The following is a 24,357-nucleotide window of genomic DNA, read 5'->3' as shown; positions in this document are numbered from 1 at the left end:
GAACTCCTTGCAGATTTTAAAATTTCAATTTTTAGAAAATCCTATTCCCGGTTTTGCCTGGCCATGCGGAGCACCAGTTCGGCCACCCGCTTTACGGCTCCGGGTTCCCCTAACTTTTTCTTTACTTCCTGCAGGTCCCGCTGCAGTTGGGCATACCGTTCCGGCTCCAGCAGCTCCATCGCTGTAGACGCAATCTTTTCCGGCGTGCAGTCATCCTGCAACAGTTCCGGCTCAATCAGCCGCCCCGCCACAATATTGGGAAGACCGATGTGAGGAATTTCCACCACCCGCTTGGCAATCCAGAAGCTGAGAGGGGAAGATTTATACAATATTTCGCAGCCCAAACCGCACAAGGCCGCTTCCAGGGTCACCGTCCCGCTGGTAGCAACGGCAAAATCCGCTGAGCTCATCACGTCGTAATTATGTCCTTCGGTCAGCCTGATTTCCAGACCGGCTTCCTGGATTGGCGTTTCCAGCATATCCCGGTCAATGGTTACAGCCCGGGGCATGGCAAAATCAATATCCGGGCGTTTCTGTTTCAGAATCTTCGCCGCCGCCAGCATATCTGGCAGCAACCGCTGAATTTCCATAACACGGCTCCCGGGCATCAGCAACACCAGCGGATGACCCTGTCGCTTGCCGGCCAGCGCTTCTGCTTCTGCCTTCGGCAGAGTTGGTTTGACCGTATCTACCAGAGGATGCCCGACAAATTCAATATCAGCCCCATAAGATTTATACAGATCATACTCAAACGGGAAAATGGATGCAATTTTATCTACAACCTTCACTACACCGGCCGCCCGGCTGGGCCGCCACGCCCAGGCTGAAGGCGCGATGAAAGAAACCACTTTAATTCCCCGCTCCTTAGCCAGTTTTGCCAGACGCATGTTGAAACCGGGATAATCAATGGTCAGCAATACATCCGGCCTGCGCCGTTCCATAAGTTCAATAAACGCGCTGCGCAGCTTCCAGATATCCGGCAGTTTCCGCAATACCTCTACAAAACCCATCACACTATGATCCTTGATATCAAACAGCACCTCACCGCCCGCATCGCGCAGGCAGTCGCCGCCCATTCCAAAGATTTCCGCTGCCGGATCCAGTTGTTTTACAGCACGGGCCACAGCTCCGGCATGCAGATCACCGGAAGCTTCTCCCGCAGAAATTAATATTTTGGTCATAATACCTCAATAATACAGGCAGCGAGGAAAAACGAATGATACATTATCTGTTCCGCAGTTGGGAACATTTCCTGTCGCAGCCAACAATTATCCATTTTTGTACATATTAAATCATCTTATTATAGCACAAAAAGGCAGCTGAATAAACCTTTCAGCTGCCGATTCCATAAATATTTCATTTTTTATTATCTGCTTCAGCTTCTTTTATGATCCCGCCTTTTATCAGACTAATTCAGATTCACTCACAGACACAATAGTAATCCCTTTTTCTTCAGCCATAGCCAGTGTGCGTTTGCGGTCAACCAGTAAGGTCCGCCCCGCTTCCACGATAATTCCGGTAGCTCCCGCATGGATCATGGATGTCAGCGTGGTAGTTCCTACGCTGGGCATATCAAAACGGTTATCCTGGGCCGGTTTGGCTGTTTTAGCAACCACTACGCCACCCTTGCCGAGAAAACCGCCCCGTAAAATACAGGCGTCCGTCCCTTCAATGGCTTCCAGGGCCATGACCGCCTGGTTTTTTACCACCACGGTCTGACCGATATCCAGCCGCCCCAGTTCCTTGGCCATACGGAAGCCGAACTGCATGTCCTTCCATTCCTGTTCCGTGGGCTTTCGCTTTGTCAGCACCCCCGGTTCAGGCAGAAGCGGTTGGATCAGCGCCGTCTGATCCATCACCTGCATGCCTGCGTCTTCAATCAGCTTCACGATTGCATTCATAATGGTATCGTCCTTCCGGTCCGGAAGGGATGCCAGCACACGTATTGTAGTCAAGTCCGGAATCATAACCCCGTTTTTATATAAAACCTCTTTCGTAACCTTGCCAATCATGGTTACATTTTTTACATCATGCTGTTTCAGTGTCTGCAAAATTTTTCCCACTTTGCCGACGTTAATCGTATAGAATACATCCGCATTTTCCGGCAGTTCCGGATCCGTATCTGCTACCACCGCTATCGCTACAACCCGATAGCCCAGTTTTTTTGCAGACTGCGCCACATCTACCGGAAGATGGCCAATGCCGGCCAGCAAGCCCAAAGTTTCCATTGATACACCGCCTGTTTCATAAACGAAAGGCAGCGAAACAATCCGCTGCCTCTGTTATTATTTTTTGTCATTCATTTCTGATCTTATTTCCGCGTATGGATAATGCCCCGTTCTGCATTACGCAGGAAGCGCATCAGATGTTCAACCGGTTCGCTGCTGTCCAATTCCTGTTCCATGGTAGCAACAGCTTCTTCTAATGAAAGCCCGCTGCGATACAGAATACGGAACGCCTTTTTCAACTGAGTGCGGATTTCCAGCGGCATCCCGGCACGGGCCAGTCCCACACTGTTCAGCCCTGCCACAAACGCAGGATCGCCTGCTACCAGCATAAACGGTGGAATATCCTGGGATATCCGGCTCATACCGCCAGCCATGGCATTCCGTCCGATACGGCAGAACTGATGCACAGCAGCCAGGCCGCCGATAACCGCCCGGTCTTCCACCACCACATGTCCCGCGAGAGTAGCCACATTAGACATGATTACATTGTTTCCTACGATGCAGTTATGGGCAATGTGGGTATAAGCCATCATCAGAATGTCGTTACCGATACGGGTCTCATTACCTTCCCCGCAGGCACGGCTTACAGTTACGCATTCACGGAAAACACCGCGGTCGCCGATGACCGTATAGCTGCGTTCTCCCTTAAATTTCAAATCCTGCGGAACACTGCCGATAGAAGCGCCCGGGAAAAACTGGCAGTCTTTGCCAATTGTCGTATACGGGTGAATCACTACATGCGGACCAACAATGCAGCCATCCCCCAGTACAACATCGTGTTTGATAACCGCATACGGGCCAATTACTACATTTTTACCGATTTCCGCGCCCTTTTCAATAATCGCTGTCTCATGTATCTTCTGTAATGGTGTAACAATCGCCGCCATCTTCTCACTCCCTCTGATATTTGCTCAAGCATCAAGAAGTATTACTTTAACAAATATACTCTTCAAATACGACGTTTTTCAACATTTGATTATTTTTCGTATTTGATGATATTTCGCATATATTTACGATTATCTAAGAATTAATCTGTACTTTTACTCTTTTTCTTAATTTTTCTCGATTTTATCCTGAAGAGCAAAGAAACAATCACATTCGCAGGCCGGTTCCCCGTCAACTTTTCCTTCGCAATGGATCACGCCCATGTTACCGTGGATCTTCACTACTTCCGCCCGGGTCACCACCTGATCCCCAGGCACCACCTGTTTATGGAAACGGACTTTGTCGATTTTGGCAAATACAGCAATCTTTCCCCTGTTTTCCGGCGGATACAACATGGCCACACCACCCACCTGGGCCATCGCTTCAATCAGAAGCACCCCTGGCATAATGGGTTCGTCCGGGAAATGTCCCAGAAACTGTAACTCATTAGCCGTAATATTTTTAACACCGACAGCCCATTTCATGGGTTCCAGATCCAGGATCCTGTCTACCAGCAACATGGGAAAACGGTGCGGCAGAATTTTTTTGATTTCAATAATATCCAGTGTAATTGCCATTATTTACCCTCCCTGTAAGCGATAATTTGTTTTGCTAACTGCGAATTATAAGAATGTCCTGATTTAACTGCAATAATGTGCCCTTTCCATGGCCCGATCAGAGACAGGTCCCCTAATACGTCCAAAATTTTATGACGCACCAGTTCGTCAGGAAAACGAGGCACAGACAGACATTTGGTATCATCGTATACCAACGCGTTTTCCAGATTGCCGCCCAGCCCCAGGCCCATCTTCCGCATCTGTTCCACTTCCCGCATAAAACCGATGGTACGGGCCGGCGCAATTTCCTTTAAAAAAGTCTCTTCCTCCAACAGCACGTCATAGTACTGGGTTCCCAGCAGCGGATGGGCATTGACAGAGGTGAAGGAGATGCGCATCCCGTCATAGGGAAGCATGGCGATAAATTTGTCTCCGTCATACACAGAGAACGATTTATCCACCGCGTATACCTTTTTCTCTGCATCCTGTTCCTTTCGTCCGGCTTTTTTTACCAGCTGCGCAAACACAAGACCACTGCCGTCCGTCACAGGTGGCTCCGGCGCATCCATCTCGATCCGGCAGTTATCGATCCCCATGGCAAATAATGCTCCCAGCAGGTGCTCTACCGTAAAGACCTGGGCGTCGTTTTCGCTCAGGGTCGTAGCCTTCAATGTGGAAGTCACCAGCTCCGCCCGCGCATGAATTTCCGGCTGCCCCGGCAGATCTGTCCGGACAAACACGATACCTGTATCCGGGTTTCCGGGTTTTAACGTCATAATCACGTCTTCCCCGGAATGCAGCCCTGCTCCGGAATAACTCACTCCGGCCGCCAATGTTACCTGTTTTTCCATATAAATACCCTCAACATTCTATTTTTTCACTTTAAACCGCTTCTTGCCGTCTTTCCACCGGTCATGCACCCAAAACCACATGGGTGGATTGTTGCGGATTTCCTGTTCCAAAATTTTCGTTAATTTTTTTGTTACCTGATAAAGATCCTCGTCTTTATCTGCTGTCTTTTCCGCATACAGCGGCGGATAGATTTTGGCCCGGCAGCTGCCATCTGCATCATAATGCATAAAAATCGGCAGAATCGGGCAGCCAAAGGTACGACTGAATACGGCAGGTCCTGCCGGTGTGATAGATTCTTTGCCGAAAAGGCTGATTTTTATACCGGTATTGTTAGAATCCTGATCAAACAGGATCCCAAGCAGGTGCTTTTCCTTAAGATACCGGCCCATGGCCAGCACCCCTTCCTTGCCACGGTTATAGGCAACTTTCTGCCCGACAATTTCCCTGTATTCGTTAATAAAGCGATCCATTGCACTGTTGTTTTGCTTTCGGGCTATGCTCAACATAGGATAACCGTGCAAGGCCACGTTGGCCCCCAGTAATTCCCAGTTGCCAAAATGGCCGGTACACATCAGGGCACCTTTTCCCTTTGCGTAAGCTTCTTCCAGATATTCCAGTCCGTCCGTTTTTACAACATCTTGAATTGTGTCCGGTTTCAGTAACGGAAAACGCAATACTTCAATAACCATACGCCCAAACTTGACCACGCTCTCAACAGCAATCTTTTCGGCTTCTTCCGGCGGTACGTGGAGACATTCCTGCACATTGGCCGCTGCCATTTTCATACGCCATTCCGGCACAAACAACAGCGCCATCCTCCCCAGCACACTGCCAAAGGCCATTCCCACCCTCCGGGGAAGCAGGCAGAAAATTTTGCTAAGCAGTTTCATTACATAATATGCCAGCATAGAGACTCCAGATCACTTCCTTTTTTTCAGTTCGGCAATTTCTTTTTGAAGATCTCTGACAGTTTTCATAAGTTCGCCGATTTTGCGCAGTTTTGACTGCTGCCGCAGCCATTCTACATGAGACATATGAGGGAACCCGGCCAGTACCTGATTGTCCCCTACATTTCCGATAACGCCGCATCTTCCTGCCATAGTATTATTATTGCCAATAGTAATATGCCCGACAGTAGCAGACTGCCCGCCAAACGTATTATTGTTACCGATGGTCACACTGCCGGGAATACCCACGAGTGCCACGAACAGGTTATTTTCCCCGACCACGTCGTTATGTCCCAGATGTACCAGATTATCCAGTTTGGTCCCATTGCCTACAATCGTACTGCCAACAGTTGCCCGGTCAATGCAGGAATTACATCCAATTTCCACATCGTTGCCCAACACAACGTTCCCTGTCTGCTGCACCTTATTATGTTTTCCGTTATTTGTTACAAAGCCAAAACCGTCGCCGCCAATCACGCAGCCGGGCTGCAGGATATTCCGGTTGCCGATGATGCAGTCTTCCCGTACGGTTACGTTAGGATAAATCACGCAGTCGCTGCCAACTTTTACATGCCGCCCAATATATGCATGGGCATAAATCACCGTATTATCCCCGATTTCCGCACCGGTTTCCACGACAGCAAAAGGCTGAATCGCAACATTGTTACCAACTTTTGCATCCTCTGCCACATACGCCTGTGGGCTGATCACCCGGACTACCTCTTCCCTGGGCCGGAACAGTTCCAGCAATTCGGCAAAAGCCTGCTTGGGATTATTAACCCTGATTACTGGGCGTTCCAATTTACGGTCTTCCGGGGCCAGTATCATAGCGCCAGCTCGGCTTTTATGGCAGAATTCCACATATGGCGGTATAGCAAACGAGATTTCTGTCGGTCCCGCTTCTACCAGCCCGTTTACACCGGTAATACGCATCGCAGGGTCATCATTCTCCAGCTTACCGTGCAAGAAAGCAGCCAGCTCCTGTAATGATTTTTCCATAGTTATTACAACCCCTTGTTTTTATTTAACAGACATTATTCTCATAAAGGAAAAAAGCGGACGGACGTGACTCCGCCCGCTACGGGTGATACAAAATACTTCTCGCATAGTTTGGCAGGTTATACATGATACATGTTCCGCACCTGCATTACTTCATCTTTTTAATAACTTCATCAGTCACATCCACACCGCCGGAAGGAACTGCATCCTTGACCAGGACAGCGCTGAGGTTCTTTTCTTTGGAAACTTCAGTCAAAGCAGTGTCCAGGCTTGCCTTCAGCTTGTTCTGTGCTTCAGAGGATGCCACCTGCATCTGGGCCCTTTTATCCTGAACGATTTTTTCTGCTTCTTCCCTGCTCTTCCCCTCGGTCTCTTTCTGCATCTGTTCCTGTAGCTCTTTGGCTTTCTTCTCCAGGTCTTCTTTGATTGTCTTTACGGCCGGCGCCTCGGCTTCCACTTTTTTAATATCTACTACCCCAAAGGCAGCATTACGTCCGCTGCAGCCAACTGCCAGCAATGCACAGACTATCATAAGACAAGCTAATACTTTTTTCATTTTCTATCATCATCCTCCCGAATTATTTAATGCTCGCATTTCCCGAAATACCCTGCTTCCCCGCAGTAGTGCCAGCCGCTTTTTTGTTTAAAGCTTCCGCTGCTTTCGTACGGGTCTCCAGTTTTTTCAAACCGGCAATCACGTCACCGGTTATATCATCCGCCGAAACATTGGTTCGATACTTATGAAAAACCACGGAATAACCTCGTTCTTTCGCAATCTTTACAACCTGGCTCTCCATCTCTTTTTTTATCGAGATTTCCAATGTTTCAATCCCCTGCTGATGCCTGTCCAGCTCCTGATCCATTGTGCCAAGCAGTTCTTTCAGAGCCTCTGGCGCCTTTTTCAATAACGGATTATCCCGGTCCGAACCCTTAATCATATCTGCCATCATCTGCTGCCGCAGCTGACCGGCATAGGCATCCAACCGTTGCCGCATGGCGTTGATATGCGGTTGCATCCGCTCGTTTACAATTCCTATTTTGTGTTGCATCAACAGCATCCGGTCACGGTCTCTGGCCGCCCTCACCGCTTTCAGTTCCGCCTCCAGCTTTTTACGTTCTTCCGGAACCATGCGGACCGTATCCAGCTTAAGCCGCAAATTAAACAGCTGCAACCGGTAATGCTCTTCCAGCTTCTTTTCTTCTTCCGCCAGTTCCTTGTCTACCTGATCGGCTATTTGACCACTCAGTTGCTTTAGTTTTTGCTGTTCAGCCATCTGCTTTTCTGTCAGACGGGCTAAAAAATCAGCAGACAGGAAATTCTGTTTGCTGTTCCTCTTCAGCTGTTGCAATTTTGCCAAACCGCTTATACGGGTTTTTCCGATGACTTCCTGCTCCTTACGCTTATCCAAAAGCAGATTATACTCATCTCTCATCTTTTGCAAACGGGAATACTGCGGATGCTCCTGCAACGCTTTATCCCAGTTTACAACCGCTATCTTTTCCCCGCTTCCCATTCTGTTACAGGCCGAAAGCATCAGCGCCAGACCTGTGAAAACAATCAAAAGCCAGCGCATCGCGTTTCCTCCTTCTGCAATGGAAAATGAGGCTCGTACAGAGCCTCATTTTAAGCTTTGTCATTTCTTCGGATTCTGCAGTGCTTTGGCAACTTCATCAGTAATGTTCGTACCGCCATATACCACTGTAGATTTATCAACTACAACCTTCAGGCCCTTTTTATCTGCAATTGTTTTTATGGTATCGTTGATTCCTTTCAGTATCGGATCCATTAAATCTTTTTCTTTGTTAGCCAGGCGTTCCTGCATTTGCCGGTAATAGCGTTCTTTTTCTTCATCATTCATGTTCTGGCTGTTCTTATCAAATTCTTTACGGGTCTCAGAAATTGCCTGCTGCATATCCGAACGGACCTGCTCCAGTTGGGGATGCTGGGAAACCAGCACCTGATAATCAACTACGCCAATTGCAGATTCGCTTGCCGCAGCGGAAGCCACACTGTTTCCAAATCCACCGGCGCTCATAGCCAGCGTGAAACAGCCGATGACAAATATCGCCGCTACAATCAATGAAATGGTTTTAACATTTTTAGGGTTTCTCAATTTTTCCATCATAATAGAAATTACCTGCTTTCTTTAAAAATAGTTTACTCATTTATTATACCAATCATCACGGGTACTTTCAACATTTCACCGTATTTTTCATCAATTTTTTACAGATTGCCCACGATCCGAAAATAAGACTTTTCTGTAGAATACACATATTCACCACTTAAAAATTCATGAATCCTGTAACGGACTGCATACTCATTTTCTTTCCTGTCACCGAAATGTTCAAAACGGAACCGCCATTTCGGTGTGAAATCATATTCCAGGCGGTAGATATCGGCATCCGCCGGAACACGCCGCATATACGAAACAGTTGCCTTTCCGCAATGGTACGCATAACCTGCGCTGAAATCCCACTTTACATCCTTCAGATCCACGCCCGCCTCACCGAAGATTTCATCCCTGCGGGAGATGAATTTGCCGATATGGGCACGTCCGGACAGATTATGGTCTTTTCTGTCAATATCGCCATATCCTTCAAACCAGATTTTGTATTCATCAGACTCCAGCGAAATGTCTACCAGCGTTTCAGCCCCGGAATGAATGGCCACCTTCGGATTGAGATGGTACCGCCTGACCTGCGGCTCTTCCGACAGTTCCCGCAACAGTTTCTGAGACAGCGATTCCTGATTTTTTTCTATATAGGAAACAGGAAGTCCCTGCAGAGACTTCGCCTTATCTGCATATTTATATTTCAGCTGCATCAGCAGTATATTCGGTATGGATCTGGAAATCATGCTGTATTGCACACTGCGCACCAGTTCCCCTATCGGATAAATGATCACCTGTACTGCCACATGATCATCCCGGGTCGTCAGATCCACCGCCGCCTTAAAATCCGGTAACTCAGACTCGACATTGCTTTTGACCAGGCCCCGCAAAACCCCGCCGGCCCAATCAGCTGCATCCAGAGAAGCCCCCTGCAGCGTTTGCTGAAGCTGTTCCTTTAAAGACGGTAATTTTTCCTGTAAAACGCCAGCGGCAAAAGGACTGACACCGGAAAACTGTATATCCACATCAACCGTCTGCACCGTCCTGGCCCAGGGACCGACCCTGAAGACCAGATTCGCCGCAGTTCCCTCGTCTTCCTGTACCATGGAAAGAGAAACCCGGTTCGTCTGGTATCCGGTAATGACGCGGTCGGCAATTTCCGACAGAAGACTCTCATAACCTGGCACATCAGCTGCAATAAATGCCGAATCCCTTCCGTTAAATAACTGGGAAGCCACCACCTGCATACTGTCTTCCATTTTGTGAAGCAGGACATGACTGGTGTTCCCTCCCTCATCAACGATACGCACATTTACCTTTGTCACCGGTGACGCCAGCACACTTCCTGTCCAGAAGAGAGCCAGCAGTAACAAAACAACCCTTTGCAACATGGTGATCAGAACTGTCCGCCAAAGCTGAAATGGAACCGGCTGCGCTGCTTTCCTTTACCCCAGTCAAGCTTGATCGGACCCAGCGGCGAATTGATCCGCAGGCCAAGACCGTAACCGGATTCCATCAGGCTGAAATCAAAGGCATCCTGATCGCGTTTATCCCAGGCATAGCCGATATCGTAGAATACTACTCCCTGTACCTTGTTCCTGATGGGGAAGCGGTATTCCGCCGTACCCCGCAGCATACTGTTTCCTTTGAACTGGTCATCTTTGTAACCGCGCAGCGTGTCCGCACCGCCTACTGCAAAACGCTGGGACAAAGGCATGTCGCCCCAGGCGTAACCGGCCGCCAGATCAAACGCCAGCACCCGTTGTCTCTGCAAAGGCAGATAATAACGATAGTTTACGCTGAGCTTCTCATAAGTGAAATCACCGCCCAGACCGGCAAGTTCCAACGTATAGGAATTACGCTTTCCGGCATGGGGATCATAGATATTGTCACGGGAATCATATACACGGGAATAAGTTATACTGTTCGTTGTGCCAAAGTTCTGATCACGGCGTTCCTGTGCGGTAGTCTTTTTATGAAATATTTTTTCATATTCCGTATCATAACTCGGTTCATAATACTGAACATTATATCCATTTATTGGTTTTTTATATTTATCATCACGGTGTTTCAGCGTAATATAATGCCGGACGAATTCACCCTGGGGACGGCCAAGCGTAATCTCCTGGCCTACACGTTTTTTGTCATACCGGGCAATTTCATCGCCGTTACGGTCATAATCCGCATATTCGTTGGTAAAATCATAAAGGGAAATTCCCAATGAGGTTTCTTTTTTATCCAGCCACGGTTTTCGGTACGTAAGCTCGTAGTTTTTATTATCTTCCCCGCCAAATTCCCAGCGAAGCATGATACTGTCGCCGGTTCCCCGGAAATTCTTGTCACCGACTGAAATCATACCGACAAAGCCGTCCGCATCACTGTAACCTGCGCCAATGCCAAAGGTACCGGTATTCATTTCAACCACATTGATTTCCATTTCTACTGCATTAGGCTGACGGCCGGGATTCAGTTTCATATTAACATCTTCAAAGAATCCCAGATTCTGAATACGGTTCATAGAACGACGTGCCAGTGTTGCATTAAAGGGATCACCTTTTTTCATTCGGATTTCACGTAAAATAACTTTGTCTTTTGTCTTTACATTCCCTTTAACCTTGAAATCCTCTACAATACCTTCATTGATTTTTATCGCCAGAACCCCTCCCGGTTGGAAACTTACGTCTGTAATACGGGCAAGGATATAACCGTCTCTTTTATATTGTTCCTCCACAAAGCCCAATTTCCTGTTGGATTCCCGGATATTTACAATTTTTCCTTTCGGAAGATTCACAATCTGACGAATCTGCTCAGTAGAAACTTTGGTATTCCCCGTTACTTCCAAATGATCAAATTTGGGATTCTCCTGAACATGATAGGTTACCTGGACGCCTTCCGGTACAATCTGGAAGGACGGTCGTAATTCATAAAACCAGCCCAGACCGTAAATGGCCTGCATGTCTCTGGTAATATCCTCTTCTGCCAGAGGCAGACCCGGTTTACTGTAAACTGCTTTCAGAATATCTTCCGAAGGGATTTCCTCGTTTCCTTCAACACTAATTTTGGTCACGGTTTTATTGAGATAAGGAGCCAGTTCATTCTCTTCTTCCTGCACCCCGATATCCTGCCCCGGAACAGGACTTTGCGCAGGAGGGAGATTTAACCGGCTTGTCCTGGCAGTTGTTGATCCTGCGGTCCCGTTTCCCTGTGTCTGCGCAGTGCTTTCTTTTTCACTCGTTGTTGAAACAGGTTTCTTTTTGAGTCCAATCGAATCGGACACAGTCGTTGTCGTTTCTGCAAACACAGGACTGGCAACAAGCAGTGTTGCCAGCAAACCAACTGTAATCTGTTTTTCCAAAGCATGTTTCATAATACCAGTAAACCTCCCCTTAAAGTCGGAAATTTAGAATCAAAGGTTCTGTCAATAGCCTAACTATTATATTATACACCTTACGGTGATTATAACAATAAGTCTTTGTAATTTATCGTATGCTTTCCAGTTCCTGTTTTCCGGAACGAATCAGCCGACGCATCTGATCGGCAGAAAGCCGGACACCCACGTCCCGGTTCCTCATCTGCTGCAGTTGCGGTACAGCGGCCTGCACCGGTGTATCCGGTTTTTCTTTCATGATTGCTTTCTTTTCAGATACAGCATCGGAAGGCGTATCGTTTTGTCGGGAAACAGGCACGTTTTTATCCCTGTCTGCAACGGGCTTCCCTTTTTCTGGAGTGATCACCATTCCCTGAATACCTGCCGCATTTGTCGTATTTCTCCCATATGCAGAGGCCCACCACCAGCCCAAACCTCCTGAAGCCAGCAACAGAACAGCAGCACATGCAGCCAGCATGCGGCGTGTCCAGGAAATTCCCGGCCGTTTCTGTCGTATATTATCCAGTTCCGCTTCTGCCAGCATCAGATCCAGTTCACCACGAACCTCCTGATTACTGCGAAAACTACGTTCCGCATTGTCAAGGCTGGCCTTCGCATTCCGGATACGACTGCACACAGATCGGCTCTGAGTCATAGAGTTTCCCTCCAAACTTACATATGATTATATATAATCTGAACAAACTTGGCAAATTAACCTGCAAAAAAAACTTATTTTTTTGTGTTTTCTCAGTTTTTCTCCCACTATCTCTTCTTTATAGCCCGATAAGACCACTTTTCTTTTAAACCCGTTCATAGCGAACATAATTCATATACCGAAACGCAAAATTATTTTTTTAAGTCGCTCATAAAGCGGGATAGCATCCCACGTATCCTGCGAACCCCCTGTTTTTCCAGGCGGTATATATGATTCGTCGTAACCCGGATATCCGCAGCCAGAACGGTGGGTGTCTTGTTTTCTATAAAGATACCCATCAGAACCTGTTTCTCCTTTTGCGGGAGCCGATCCACGGCCCTGGATACTCTGTCGGAAACCGCGTGGCGTTCCGCCACCTCTTCCGGAAGCAGCTGGAAGGACGGCAACACTTCCGCAAGTCTCCAGCCTTCTTCCGTTTCCCTGTCCAAAGAAAGTTCCACGTGGGAAAACTCCCTGTGCAGGAAATCACGCATCCTGCCCCGGATGCGATGGATTGCATAGAGACTGAATGCAACGCCTTTTGTATAATCATAGTTTTCGGCAGCTTCCAAAAGTCCCACCGTACCTTCCTGAATCAGTTCCATCATGGTTTCTTCCGGTACATGGAATTGCGCCGCTGTTTTAAAAACCAGCGGCTGGTAGGATGTAATCAGTTTCTGGTGGGCATCTTCATTTCCTTCCGCTTCGCGAATCCAGAGTTCTTTCTCTTCCTCCGGGGAAAGAAGTTTTATTTTTTTCAGTTCTTCCAGATATTTCTGCAGCACAATGATCCACCTCTGCTCAGAATGTGATCCGATATTCCACACTGTACCGTCTGTCATGATCCTGATCCTGGGAAAGCGTGAAATTCATATGTTCGGTAATCTGATACTGTGTATAAATATTATCATATTTCCCGTCAAAACTGCTGGTATAACCGATTTTCCAGCGGTCTGTCAGATTTTTCGCGACCAGGAAATTATACTGCTCTTTTTCTTCCTCTGTCAGTTCACGAATGATCCGGTTATCAAAATCAACACCGTTTTCAACCTTACCGACATAAACACGGAACTCATCAATTCCCAGCGCCTTTCGAATCGTCCGTTCCACATCTCCCAGCAGCCCTGTTTCCAAGCCGGCAATCAGCAGATTATGCATATCTTCATTCGTTATATCATCACTGCCGGCCGACGAGCGTTGCAATGTCAGCATGCGGACCAGCGCATTCTGCGACAGATACGGATTCGACGTCAGTTTCATATCCAGGGTATCTTTTCGTAACGACCCGTCAATCTGGAGAGCGATCCTGTACCGGCTGAATTTTGTATTCGCGTTCAGCTTCACATAAGGCAGGAAGGATCCCGGATTCTGCCACCTGACAGAACCATTGTCAACTTTAAAGCGGGTCCGGAGATATGTCACAGTCCCTTTATCCGTGTCGATACCGCCGCTGATCCGCGGAAAGACGGTACTGCCTTCGGCCTTTACCGCACCCTTCAGCCACAGGTCATATAAATATTTATTATACAGATGAACCTTCGGGCCAAGCTTTACTGATACATCCATTCCCAGATTACTGTCTCCTTCTCCCAGGGAGGGAATGGTTGGCATATCGATCATTACATCATCCAGCAATACATCCGCTGTTATTTTGGGACGCCAGCCTTCTTCCATACCCTGTACCGGCATTGCCTTCTTATCCGGTTCTCCGGCTTCCTGTTTTTGCAAAAGGCGTTTAGGAATCCGGAAATGCTCCGGAGACATTGACAAAGTCCCATTAATACGGCCTTTAAAAACTGCCGATTCCACCTCTGCGTTTTTCGCCGCAACGTTAAACAGATAAGCCTTTTCATCCGGGGCCCTGAAGTCATAACTTCCGCTTGCTTCCACAGAACCCTTTCCCAGTTCTGCCGCGAACTTTTCAACAGTCATGTTGCTGCCGCGGAATACAACACGCAGCGCAACTTTGTCTATCAATGTCCGGACATCTTTCAGTTTCAGACAACCCTCTTCTACTTCAATATCCCCATACATTTGCGGTTCTTCCAAAGAACCTGTTATCTTCACCAGACCTTTGGTGCTTCCTACGCCCCAGTCTATCCTGGGATGTGTTCCGAAAACTGCAAGGCTTGCCTGGTTGAAATCAACCTGGATATTCATCTGTGCATCCGGATTTTTTCTCTTTTCTTTAGCACGTAATATATCTACCGGAATTTTGCCATCAGCTGTCAGTTTATACATATCCTGTTCGGCGGAGAACTGACGCAGTGTAATCATATCGTTTTCCAGGCTGAACACAAGGTCTGCGCGGTCAAAGGACATCTCTTCCAGACTGCCCTGAGCCAACTGTGCAGAACCGCTCCCTTTCAGTTTATCCCAGGGTCCTTCCATCTGTGCTGTCATGTTCAGTGAACCGGTCAATGTTACCGGTTCATACATAAATGCAGTCAGGATGGCAGGGTTCGCATCTACCGCCTGTGCCTGTATATTCATTACCCTGTTACGAAAGTCAACGGTACCGCCTGCAGAAATGGTGCCCTCCCTGAAAAATGTCCTGTCTTCCTGAAGTTTTATGTTCTCAACCGTCAGAACGCCCTTTTTCATCCGGGCCTTCAGGGCCATCTGATCGTATTTTACGCTATTAATATCCAGATTATAACCCCAGAGATCTGCGATTGTATCCGCATCCGGGCCGTTAAATTCCAACGTCCCGGCAACCAGCCCCTTAACAGGGAAGTCAACCCTGGCCATTTTCAGGATATTTTGCAGATCGCCGTACATGATCCCCATTTTCCCCCGCAAATCCCGTTTCGGGATATTTAATGCAAGATCGATCATATAGGCAGATGTCAGTCCGTCCGTATTCGTCTGTTCGCAGGTACCTTTTAAAGAATTAATATCCTGTCCATTGCTGACCAGTACCCCTTCCAGGTTTTTCACCGAAACTTCATTGACAAAGAATTCTTCGCTGATAACATTACCGGAGAACAATGGTTTCTCTGCTGTTCCGGACAAATGTCCTGTTGCAGAAGCATAGCCTTTCAGGGCGACATCTTCTTCACGGACCGGAAGCCGGCTCAGATCCACATCCGTCGCTTCCGCCTGAAAATCCAGATGATGATCCGGATCCATAACTCCATGCAGTTTTAACGTGGATGACAATGCCCTGACTACAATATTATCCAGCCTCAGGGCTCCTTTGTGATAAAAATACCTTCCGGTTACGGAATCCACCAGATACCCTTTCACACTGCCGTCAGACATATCCACATCCCCCTGTACGGCAGGGTCAGACAATGGGCCTGTAATATGCATCAGATGGTTCAGATTTCCGGTCACTTTAAGCGTTTCCTGCAGTCCTGCTGCTGCCATGAGTGGCTCTATACGTACTTTTTCGGTTTCCACCGCCAAATCAAACCGCGGTTCCTCGCCCCGCAGGTCGATCGTTCCATTGGCCGTATGGCTCCCCCGGTCCATGACGAGCTGATAATCTTTCAACTCCGCCACATTGTCACGAACGGTAACCTGACCCTGGCCGTCCTGCAGGAACATGTCCCGGAAGGAAACCTGCTGAAGCTGTACAGGGCCTTCAAAATTGATGCGGCTTCCCAAACCGGACACATGATAAGATGGGGAAGAAATATACCCGCTGCCATTCTGGCCTGCCGCCGCCAGAACCGGATCCAACGGCATATTTGCCATCCGTCCGGAAAGATTGTAGCTGCCATCAAAAGATACATGACCGGCAGCCTGCAGCGCACCGTTCCCGGTCAAAGCCGAAAAGGTATGGATGTCAGCGCCGGCATTGGTCAGATCCATATCGAAATCCGCCACATTGAGAACAGTGTCCCGCCATTGCATGTTCATCGTATTGGCGGCCACATTCATGTTTAAGCTCCCGTCTTCCCGGTTATAGGTCCCATGGCCAGCCAGCATGGCGTTAAGCAGAAACCGTTCTCCATGGACTTTTTCACCTTCAATGACCACATTGCGGATATCCGCCGTTCCTGTCAGCTTGCCGGAATCCAGTTCATATACGCCCTGTCCGCCGATCCTGCCATTCCGGTACGCAGCCGAGAAATAATTCACTGCCGCTTTATTTCCGGACAATACTGCTTCTGCCTCTACATTAGTGAGCGTCTCACCATTATAGGAAACTTTATCAGACTGAATGGAAAGATGTCCTTCCGGATTATCCGGATCATGGATATCCAATGCGCCGGAAAGAACCGCAACCTGCTCATTCAGACTTACCAGCAGCCGGTCCGAGGTAATGACATGATCCGTCGAAGATACATCACCGGTAATCCGGAACGGCAGTTCCTGTTCCTTCGCCTGATAGCTGCCACGCACATCCTGCAGTCTGCATTTGCCCCGTAATACGGTATCCCTGCCGTCATTACTCCATTCGCCGTCAATGTCCGTGACCTGGCCGGCCACTCCCGTGACCTGGCCATAACGGAGTGCCAGAGCATGATAAGGCGCCAGATCCACCCGGTCTGATTTCATGACGATCCTGCCCACGCCCTTATTGTCAATGCTGCCCAATACGGTCGCTGTCGCCATGCCGGGCGCACTGACTTTAAAGTCCAGGTCGAAAGCCGGATTATAACTACCGTCCATCGAACCGTCAATCTGATATTGCCAAGTCCCTTCCGGCAGCTGCACCACGGCAGTTCCCTGCTGCACGTTGACTTTCCCGTAGAAAGGAGTGGTATCGGACTGGGAGGGTTTCAGGAGGTTTTCATAGTTCCATTTTTCGTCCTTATCCTGTTTTATGTATACTGTCGGTTTCTCCAAATCGATTACGGAAACCGCTTTTTCCAGTCCGGAAAAACCCTTGAAAGGATTTACTGTGACAGATGCTGCGGGCACCGTTGCAACCACCTGCTGCTTTTGGTCTTTAACCGTAACATCCTGTATCAGGATCCTGTTACTCCCGGGCCAGGCCACAGAACCGACCTGCACCGAACCATTGACATAATCCGCCGCCAGCTTTTCAGCATACGGTCCCACCTGTTTCAGAAGATCCGGCAGCACAATCTGTGTAACGCCCCAAAAAAGGGCGCAAAAAACCGCTGCAATGCCTGCAAGCCATTTTGCCCACCGATTCATATTACTGTTCACGCCCCCGTCAAGTTTCCGGTCTTCTTTGTTTACTCAAATACATGTCAGGATTTCGAATTAAAAACCATTATAATCATGTTATACCTTATTAAATAACAATATTATCCCATGTTAACGTTATTATAGCAGAAAAACCGCAGAAATACAGCATTTTTTTGTATCTCATCTGTGAACTTTTGCACCTGAAATCAATTCTTTATTTAGGCAGACCGGCGTAAAAAAAGCTGTCGGCCGATCCATCACCTGTACATGATGTTCCGGCCAACAGTCTGTTTTATAATTTGAATAACTTTTCGTTAATTAATAAACAAGCTTCACCATTATTCAGTCTTCTTTGCTGCCGACGCCGCTTTCCGCCGCTCCGCCCGGGCCTTTTCCAGCGCCTTTACCGTTTCTTTCAGCGCTTTATCGGAATCCGTAGCTTCTACAGCTGCGTCGTATACGGCCTTGGTTGCCTTATACCGTTCGCCGTAAGTCGCGTATCCGTAATCGGCAGGACGCGCTTCGATGCCCATAGCGGTATCCAGGGCAGCCTTGGCAAGATTATAATCGTACAAAGACGTATTAAAATTGTTACGCGCCTGATTCAAGGCCACCTGGGCGTCCAGCACATCCGTATTGGTGCCAACACCCGCCTCATAGCGTACCTGGGCGATATGGTAATCTTCCTCCGCCTTGGCAACGGCCACCTGGGTAGTAGAGATGCGCTTTTCCGCTTCCCGCAGGGTATTGTAGCAGTTCCTTACATCCAGCTCCACGTTATCCGTATCCTGCCGGTATGACTCCTTGGCGCTCATCAGATTCGCCTTGGCTTTAGTCACATTGGATTTTGTCACACCACTGTCAAACACGTTCAAGCTGACACCTACACCGGCACCCCAGTTACTGCCCTTATCACCGGGCCATCTGTCGTCAGACCAGCTGTTGGAAAGGGAGCCGGAAACCGAAGGCGTCCAACCGGCTTTTGCACCGTTCAGGGCGGCTTCTGCTGCTTTCACCTGCAGGCGGCTCTGTTGCAGATCAAGACGGTGGAGCATGGCATAATCAATACAATGAGGAAGCGTCCCCGAATAGTTCTTATATCCCAGCTCTTCCACGGGAGCCAGCCTGGTATCCTGATCGATCCCCATCATATTGTTCAGTCTTGCTTCCGCAATATTGTGCTGATTCTCCGCTTTGAGCAGATTCTGCTGGGCCGATGTCAGCTCCACCTCACTGCGGAGCAGATCCACCTTGGCCACGACGCCAACATCATATTGAGCCTGTACATTCTTCAGATGGTCCTGCAGAGCCGCTACCGACTGCTCGCAAACCTCCTGGGCATCAATAGTCGCCAGCAGGGTATAATACGCGTTGGAAACGGACTGCTTTAACTGGATAAAAGCCAGTTCCTCACCTAACACGCCGCTCTGGTATCTCGCTTTTGCCTGTTTTTCCGTTGCGTTCAAACTGGCATTAAAAATGGGTACAGAAAGATTAAATCCGTTCGTGTGTGATGTCCTGAGATTTTTACTGTAACCAATCCCGGTAATCATCTGTTCATCCCAATAACCGCCCCGGGTTGACTGATGGGAAAAGGTTACCCTGGGGCCGAAGCTTTCCCTGGCAGCATTATAATCGGCCCGTGCCGCATCCAGACTGTATTCTGCTTTCTTTATATCCGCATGGGTCGCAAAGGCCTTGTCAATAGCCGTCTGCAAATCAATCGACAGGGTTTCCTGCGCATAAGCGCCCGGTACCAGCAACACGGTCAACAGTGCACTTAACAGAGCTGTACGTGCCGTTTTTTTCATCTTCATTTCCATACCTCCAATTTTCTGACTGATAAGTCAGTAAGATAATTATATATGGTTTTTGACACAAAAGTCAACTAGTAACAACGTTCACACCGCCGTCCGCTTTTTTGCGGAAACGTTCTTTATACCAACCGGAATCAGAAATAGGCCCGGATGCCCACATATACATCCCGTTTGCCGCCGTGGAGCAGATCCAGGCTTTCGCCCACCAGGAATATATCATCCTTAATCATATACTCGCCGCCGAAACGGAGTTTGCTGTCATCAAAATCATACAACTGGGAATAGATACGGAATTTGGGGTTGATATCATATCCGAGACCCACACCGAATTTACCCTGCATAGCGCCTGCACTTACACTCAGCCCGTGGAACCGTTTCCCGAGATACAGGTCCAGTTTGGTATCGTTCCCGATACTGGAAGCACCCAGATAGCCAAAGGTATCTTTCTTCGGCTTATCGAACTGCATGCCGAAATTGCTTCGCCAGGTTCCTCCCTTTATGTTGTGAAACACATCCGCATGGGACTTCACCTTCATCCCGTCGCCCATCCCCAGGATCTTATTGGCCCGTTCTGTTACACCGCGGGCATTATGAATGGTCGCCTGCAGGTCTTCTTTTGTCCGGGGATCTCTGGCCACTTCTGCCAGCGTATTGGAAATCTCTTCCATGTTTTTGCTGGTAACTGCCAGATTCTGCGCCATAATTGCGACATTCCGTCCGGTCTGGCCGTTGGCGTCCACACCTTCCATCAGGCTTTCCACATGTCCCATCGCCTTGTTAAGGCGTATGCTCATCTGGTTGAACTGGGCTACCATGTTCTTCATTTCCGCCTGGTTTTCCTTGGCAGAATCGGCCATAACTTTCGTAAATTTATTCAGATTATTGCTGATTTCCCGGGCATTGATAAAACCGTCCCGCATTGATTTCTGGACTTCTTTATCGCCAAACACATTGTTCAGTGCATCCGCAATGCCTTCTACCTTTTCCAGTACCTTTCCTGAATTGGCCATAAAGTCATTGATATCCCCGCCGGGCTGACCCGTCAGACTGCTGCCCGGTTTCAGGTACACGCCGCTGTATTTTTTGGGAGGGCGTACATCCACAAACTTTTCCCCCATGACGCCGTCTGAACCGATGGAAAACTCCGCTTCCTGAGGAATCTGTACATCTTTGTTGACATGCATGGTAATAACGACCTGATCCGGTTCCACTTTAGCCTCTTTGACAGAACCTATAGGAACGCCTGCATACCGCACCGCGCTGCCAACCTGGAGACCGTTCACCGAAGGATAGGCCACGTGGAGATCATACCCGCCGTCAAATAATTTAAAGGCACCTAAAAAGCTGATCATACCTGCCAGGATGACAGCTCCGCCCAGTGTCAGTGCGCCAACCTTTGTTTCACTTGATTTCATCGAAATGCCTCCGTCGCTCCTGCAATCTCTTCCCCGGTTATAAAGCCCCGGATCAGGGGATTTTCCGAGTGCCTGAATTCTTCCGGTGTCCCTACCGCCACAATCTTCCCGTTATTGATCAGGGCAACCCTGTCAGCAGCCACATACACCGAATCCATATCATGGGTAACAAGGATCGATGTTACTTTATGCTTCCGCTGCGTCTTCCGGATCAGTCGGCTGATATTCATCATACGTATAGGGTCAAGGCCTGCCGTAGGTTCGTCGTAAAGGACGATCCGGGGACCGAAAGCCAGTGCCCGTGCAAGACTCACCCGCTTCTTCATACCGCCGGACAGTTCCACCGGATACATCGCTTTGGCATCCAGCATCCCCACATCCTGCAGTAAATCGTCTACCTTCTGCGTTATTTCTTCTTCCGGAAGCCGGAAATGCTGCCGTAACCCAAACGCCACATTCTCTCCCACATCCAGAAAATCGAACAGCGCAGAGTACTGGAATACCATCCCTATGTGTTTACGGATTTCATTCCATTCCTCTTCCGTCAGATGGGATACATCCTGTCCTTCAATCAAGACTTCTCCTCCGGTCGGAGCAAGCAGACCGATCAGTACTTTCAGAATGGTACTTTTACCGGTTCCCGACGGCCCGATGACCGCCAGGGTCTCACCTTTTTTTACTTCCAGATCAATGCCCTGCAGCACTTTCTTTTCGCCAAAAGCAAGTTCCAGTCCCCGCAGGGATATTACAGATTCAGACATAATGCCTCACTTAATCACCGACGTACAGCAGTACGGTCAGAAAGTAATCAAATATAAAAATCAATATAATGGAAAGGACTACCGAAGCCGTAGTGGCAAGCCCGACACCTTCAGCCCCCTGCTTCGCGTTCAGGCCTTTAAAACAACCCACGATACTGATAATGGCGCCAAAAACAACGCCTTTGATCATGCCACCGAACAGGTCAAAGGGCTCACAGAACTGTTTGATGGAGTTCAGGTACGTCATGGATCCGATATCCGCATAATAGTGGGCGACAAAATAGCCCCCTGCATTCCCGATAAAATTACCAAAGACGATCAGCACCGGCATCATCAGCGAGATGGCCAGAAAACGGGGAACTACCAGATACTGCACCGGACTGGTCGCCATGACCCGCAGCGCATCGATCTGTTCCGTAACTTTCATCGTTCCCAGTTCAGCCGCAATCGCCGCACCGATCCGGCCGGCTACCACGACACCTGTCAGGACAGGGACCAGCTCCCGTCCCATAGCAATGGCCACGATTCCGCCAACAGTACCGGAAGCCCCCAGTTCCACAAACTCTCGTGCCGTTTGCACGGAAAAAACCATCCCTGTACACAGCATGGTCAGCAAAACGATAGGAAGGGAATCCGCGCCCAAAAGGGACATCTGCCGCAGCATTTCTTTAATATTGACTTCTTTAATTCTGGACAGCGTATCCAAAAAGAGCAGCATCATCTGTCCTGTCAGCCGGCAGAATTTCATGACAAAAGCGCCGACCGCATTACATAAAGCATGAATCATATGCCGCTCTCCTTTCTCCGGAATCCGTAAACCTGACGGCAGGCTGTTCCTGTAATAAATATAACAAACCCGTAATTCTTATAGTATGATACAAAAAACTTATGACAAATTTAAGGCAGTCTGACCGTTACTTTCTGTTCACCGTCAACAATATAATCAATCGCCACAGACTGCTTGTTGCGACCTCCTGCCAGCAGGGCAGCCAGCGAGGCTTCTTCCTCTTCTTCACGGAGGGAAGCCTGCCGTTTCTGATCCGGCGCGTACTCAACAATAATATCATTATTGCGGTCCGCATTGTTAACTTCTTTTACATAGTCGGAAAGCTTTACGTCCTTTTTCTTATCTTCTTTTTTCGGATGGGCTTCCCCCTCTTCTTTCTGCTTGCGGAGCATCTCCTGGATCCAGGCCGTAGAAGCGCCGCCCCTCACATTTAACCGCAGTTCGCCTGCCGCATCCCCGGGCAGCTTGTAAGGTACCTTACGGATGAACTCTTCCCCCCGGTACGGTTTCAGCGTAACCTTCAAATGGATTGTATCTCCCGGCTTCGGCTCTTTTTCTTCCACCGCGACCTTTTTGATTTCTGCCACCAGGGTTTCCGTACTGACATCCACATTGACATCGATATTTGTGATCCGCACCTTTTCCAGCTTGTTCTGCAACAACACCTGCACCGTTTCCTGCAGTTCAGCAGGAAGCTGTTTGACCAGGGCAGACTTGTCAAAATACATATTCTCACGGGAAACATGCAACAATTCTTCCTTGCTGCCTGTTGCCGTAATATCGAACAGAATACGGGCGCTTCCCCCTGTTCCGTGATCTGCTATTTTCGCCGCCTGGCTCGCAAGGACGGAAGCAGTCAGTGTCGGGGCCAGTTGCTCGTCATTGATTATTTTTACCCTGGCGCTCCCATTCCGGGAACGGGTGGAATCGGAAACCGATACATATAAAGGAATGTATGCAGGCAGACGTCCGATTTGTCCTGCAACGCCGGCTGCACGATCCTGGTTAAACATACCTGCCGCCGCGCCGATCGTGCCAACCTTATAAGCTGCCTGCAGATTGGGAAGGGACGCCAGCACCCAGGTCTTTGTCAGGAAGAAACCCGCGTCGCCCCGCTTCATGAACGGATGGCCAAAAGCCAGGATCCTGCCCTGTTCATCCGTCCAGGTCACCGTACCCAATGCGCCCAATGTCAGATCCCCCTGCACCAGGGCAGCTCCAACGGAACTCCCCGGTTCCAGATCCTTAGCAGAAGAGACGCCCCCGGAAACACCGGTATCTGCAACCGCCAGTCCATACGGTTGCAGTCCTTCCTGCAATACGGAAATGCCGGCCGGCGTAAACCCGCCAGCCAGCAGCGGCGTCCCTTTCGGCAACAGGGACACATCCCCGGCAGTCCGGTGCGGCTCCGGTTTGTCCAAAATATCCAGCATATCATGAATCGGCGTCAGCAGGCAGTAATGCGGATCCGTAAAAGCCGTTCCGTAAGCAATAGCGCCCGCCAGCCTGCCATCAATGTAAACCGGACTCCCGCTCATTCCCTGGGAAATACCGCCGCTGCGTGCTATCACGTCCCCACCGGCCCTGATCAGGATCTGGTATCCCATGGATTCGCTGCCCGTAACCCCCAGCACTTCCACCGGAAAGGTCTCTATGGTATCACCAGATATAACCGTTTTCGCATAGCCCTGCATCCCTGCTTTCAGGTTTTCCACAGGCATCAGCGGCGTCCGTGCCAAAACCGGGGACACAACAGACAAAAACAAACAAATAAACAGGAATAATACTT

General features: G+C 48.9%; 20 protein-coding genes. All 20 read right to left on the bottom strand.

Annotated elements, in window-relative coordinates; translation table 11 throughout:
- Nucleotides 1-41 precede the first annotated feature (41 nt).
- Nucleotides 42-1,181 carry a lipid-A-disaccharide synthase gene (lpxB, locus tag ACZOWY_RS07090; protein ID WP_484394506.1) on the bottom strand — a complete coding sequence of 380 codons (1,140 nt, stop codon included), beginning with the start codon at nucleotides 1,179-1,181 and terminating at the stop codon, nucleotides 42-44.
- Nucleotides 1,182-1,403: 222 nt separating this feature from the next.
- The gene (locus ACZOWY_RS07085) at nucleotides 1,404-2,228 is read right to left on the bottom strand and encodes an LpxI family protein (protein WP_484394502.1); all 825 of its coding nucleotides are present in this window, start codon (nucleotides 2,226-2,228) and stop codon (nucleotides 1,404-1,406) included.
- Between the two features lie 83 nt (nucleotides 2,229-2,311).
- Complete coding sequence (gene lpxA / locus ACZOWY_RS07080) at nucleotides 2,312-3,115, bottom strand: acyl-ACP--UDP-N-acetylglucosamine O-acyltransferase (protein WP_484394498.1); 804 nt, start codon at nucleotides 3,113-3,115, stop codon at nucleotides 2,312-2,314.
- A 165-nt stretch (nucleotides 3,116-3,280) separates the two neighbouring features.
- Complete coding sequence (fabZ, locus tag ACZOWY_RS07075; protein ID WP_484394493.1) at nucleotides 3,281-3,730, bottom strand: 3-hydroxyacyl-ACP dehydratase FabZ; 450 nt, start codon at nucleotides 3,728-3,730, stop codon at nucleotides 3,281-3,283.
- Entirely contained in the window at nucleotides 3,730-4,560 is an 831-nt protein-coding gene (gene lpxC, locus ACZOWY_RS07070) for a UDP-3-O-acyl-N-acetylglucosamine deacetylase (protein WP_484394488.1), read from the bottom strand. The genes fabZ and lpxC overlap by 1 nt, the downstream gene beginning before the upstream one ends.
- A gap of 18 nt (nucleotides 4,561-4,578) precedes the next feature.
- Nucleotides 4,579-5,451 carry a lysophospholipid acyltransferase family protein gene (locus ACZOWY_RS07065; RefSeq protein ID WP_484394482.1) on the bottom strand — a complete coding sequence of 291 codons (873 nt, stop codon included), beginning with the start codon at nucleotides 5,449-5,451 and terminating at the stop codon, nucleotides 4,579-4,581.
- A 30-nt stretch (nucleotides 5,452-5,481) separates the two neighbouring features.
- Entirely contained in the window at nucleotides 5,482-6,507 is a 1,026-nt protein-coding gene (lpxD, locus tag ACZOWY_RS07060) for a UDP-3-O-(3-hydroxymyristoyl)glucosamine N-acyltransferase (protein ID WP_484394479.1), read from the bottom strand.
- A gap of 148 nt (nucleotides 6,508-6,655) precedes the next feature.
- Nucleotides 6,656-7,063 (bottom strand): OmpH/Skp family outer membrane protein, encoded by a 408-nt coding sequence (locus tag ACZOWY_RS07055; RefSeq protein WP_484394475.1) that lies wholly within the window; start codon nucleotides 7,061-7,063, stop codon nucleotides 6,656-6,658.
- Between the two features lie 22 nt (nucleotides 7,064-7,085).
- Nucleotides 7,086-8,081, bottom strand: coding sequence for a hypothetical protein (locus ACZOWY_RS07050; RefSeq protein WP_484394472.1), 996 nt, complete (start codon nucleotides 8,079-8,081; stop codon nucleotides 7,086-7,088).
- A 60-nt stretch (nucleotides 8,082-8,141) separates the two neighbouring features.
- A complete protein-coding gene (locus ACZOWY_RS07045; protein ID WP_484394467.1) occupies nucleotides 8,142-8,633 on the bottom strand; it encodes an OmpH/Skp family outer membrane protein in 492 nt (163 codons plus the stop codon).
- A 98-nt stretch (nucleotides 8,634-8,731) separates the two neighbouring features.
- Complete coding sequence (locus ACZOWY_RS07040; protein ID WP_484394463.1) at nucleotides 8,732-10,009, bottom strand: hypothetical protein; 1,278 nt, start codon at nucleotides 10,007-10,009, stop codon at nucleotides 8,732-8,734.
- Between the two features lie 5 nt (nucleotides 10,010-10,014).
- Nucleotides 10,015-11,985 (bottom strand): BamA/OMP85 family outer membrane protein, encoded by a 1,971-nt coding sequence (locus tag ACZOWY_RS07035; protein WP_484394459.1) that lies wholly within the window; start codon nucleotides 11,983-11,985, stop codon nucleotides 10,015-10,017.
- Between the two features lie 112 nt (nucleotides 11,986-12,097).
- Complete coding sequence (locus ACZOWY_RS07030) at nucleotides 12,098-12,640, bottom strand: hypothetical protein (protein WP_484394454.1); 543 nt, start codon at nucleotides 12,638-12,640, stop codon at nucleotides 12,098-12,100.
- Nucleotides 12,641-12,831: 191 nt separating this feature from the next.
- Nucleotides 12,832-13,521, bottom strand: coding sequence for a sigma-70 family RNA polymerase sigma factor (locus ACZOWY_RS07025; protein WP_484394450.1), 690 nt, complete (start codon nucleotides 13,519-13,521; stop codon nucleotides 12,832-12,834).
- On the bottom strand, nucleotides 13,481-17,695 hold the full coding sequence (locus ACZOWY_RS07020; protein WP_484394446.1) for a translocation/assembly module TamB domain-containing protein: 4,215 nt from the start codon (nucleotides 17,693-17,695) through the stop codon (nucleotides 13,481-13,483). Before ACZOWY_RS07020 ends, ACZOWY_RS07025 begins: the two co-directional genes overlap by 41 nt.
- 431 nt (nucleotides 17,696-18,126) lie before the next feature.
- Nucleotides 18,127-19,605, bottom strand: a complete 1,479-nt coding sequence (locus ACZOWY_RS07015) for a TolC family protein (protein WP_484394441.1) — start codon at nucleotides 19,603-19,605, stop codon at nucleotides 18,127-18,129.
- Nucleotides 19,606-19,739: 134 nt separating this feature from the next.
- Complete coding sequence (locus tag ACZOWY_RS07010; protein WP_484394437.1) at nucleotides 19,740-21,020, bottom strand: MlaD family protein; 1,281 nt, start codon at nucleotides 21,018-21,020, stop codon at nucleotides 19,740-19,742.
- Nucleotides 21,017-21,781: an ABC transporter ATP-binding protein gene (locus tag ACZOWY_RS07005; RefSeq protein ID WP_484394432.1), complete on the bottom strand. Its 765-nt coding sequence runs from the start codon at nucleotides 21,779-21,781 to the stop codon at nucleotides 21,017-21,019. The genes ACZOWY_RS07010 and ACZOWY_RS07005 overlap by 4 nt, the downstream gene beginning before the upstream one ends.
- A gap of 10 nt (nucleotides 21,782-21,791) precedes the next feature.
- Complete coding sequence (locus tag ACZOWY_RS07000) at nucleotides 21,792-22,568, bottom strand: MlaE family ABC transporter permease (protein WP_484394427.1); 777 nt, start codon at nucleotides 22,566-22,568, stop codon at nucleotides 21,792-21,794.
- A 110-nt stretch (nucleotides 22,569-22,678) separates the two neighbouring features.
- Nucleotides 22,679-24,307, bottom strand: a complete 1,629-nt coding sequence (locus ACZOWY_RS06995; RefSeq protein ID WP_484394422.1) for a SpoIVB peptidase S55 domain-containing protein — start codon at nucleotides 24,305-24,307, stop codon at nucleotides 22,679-22,681.
- Between the last annotated feature and the right edge of the window lie 50 nt (nucleotides 24,308-24,357).

The sequence above is a fragment of the Succiniclasticum sp. genome (genome assembly GCF_056977735.1).
The sequence above is the reverse complement of the archived record's forward strand: the minus strand, read 5'-3'. Positions and strand labels throughout refer to the sequence as shown.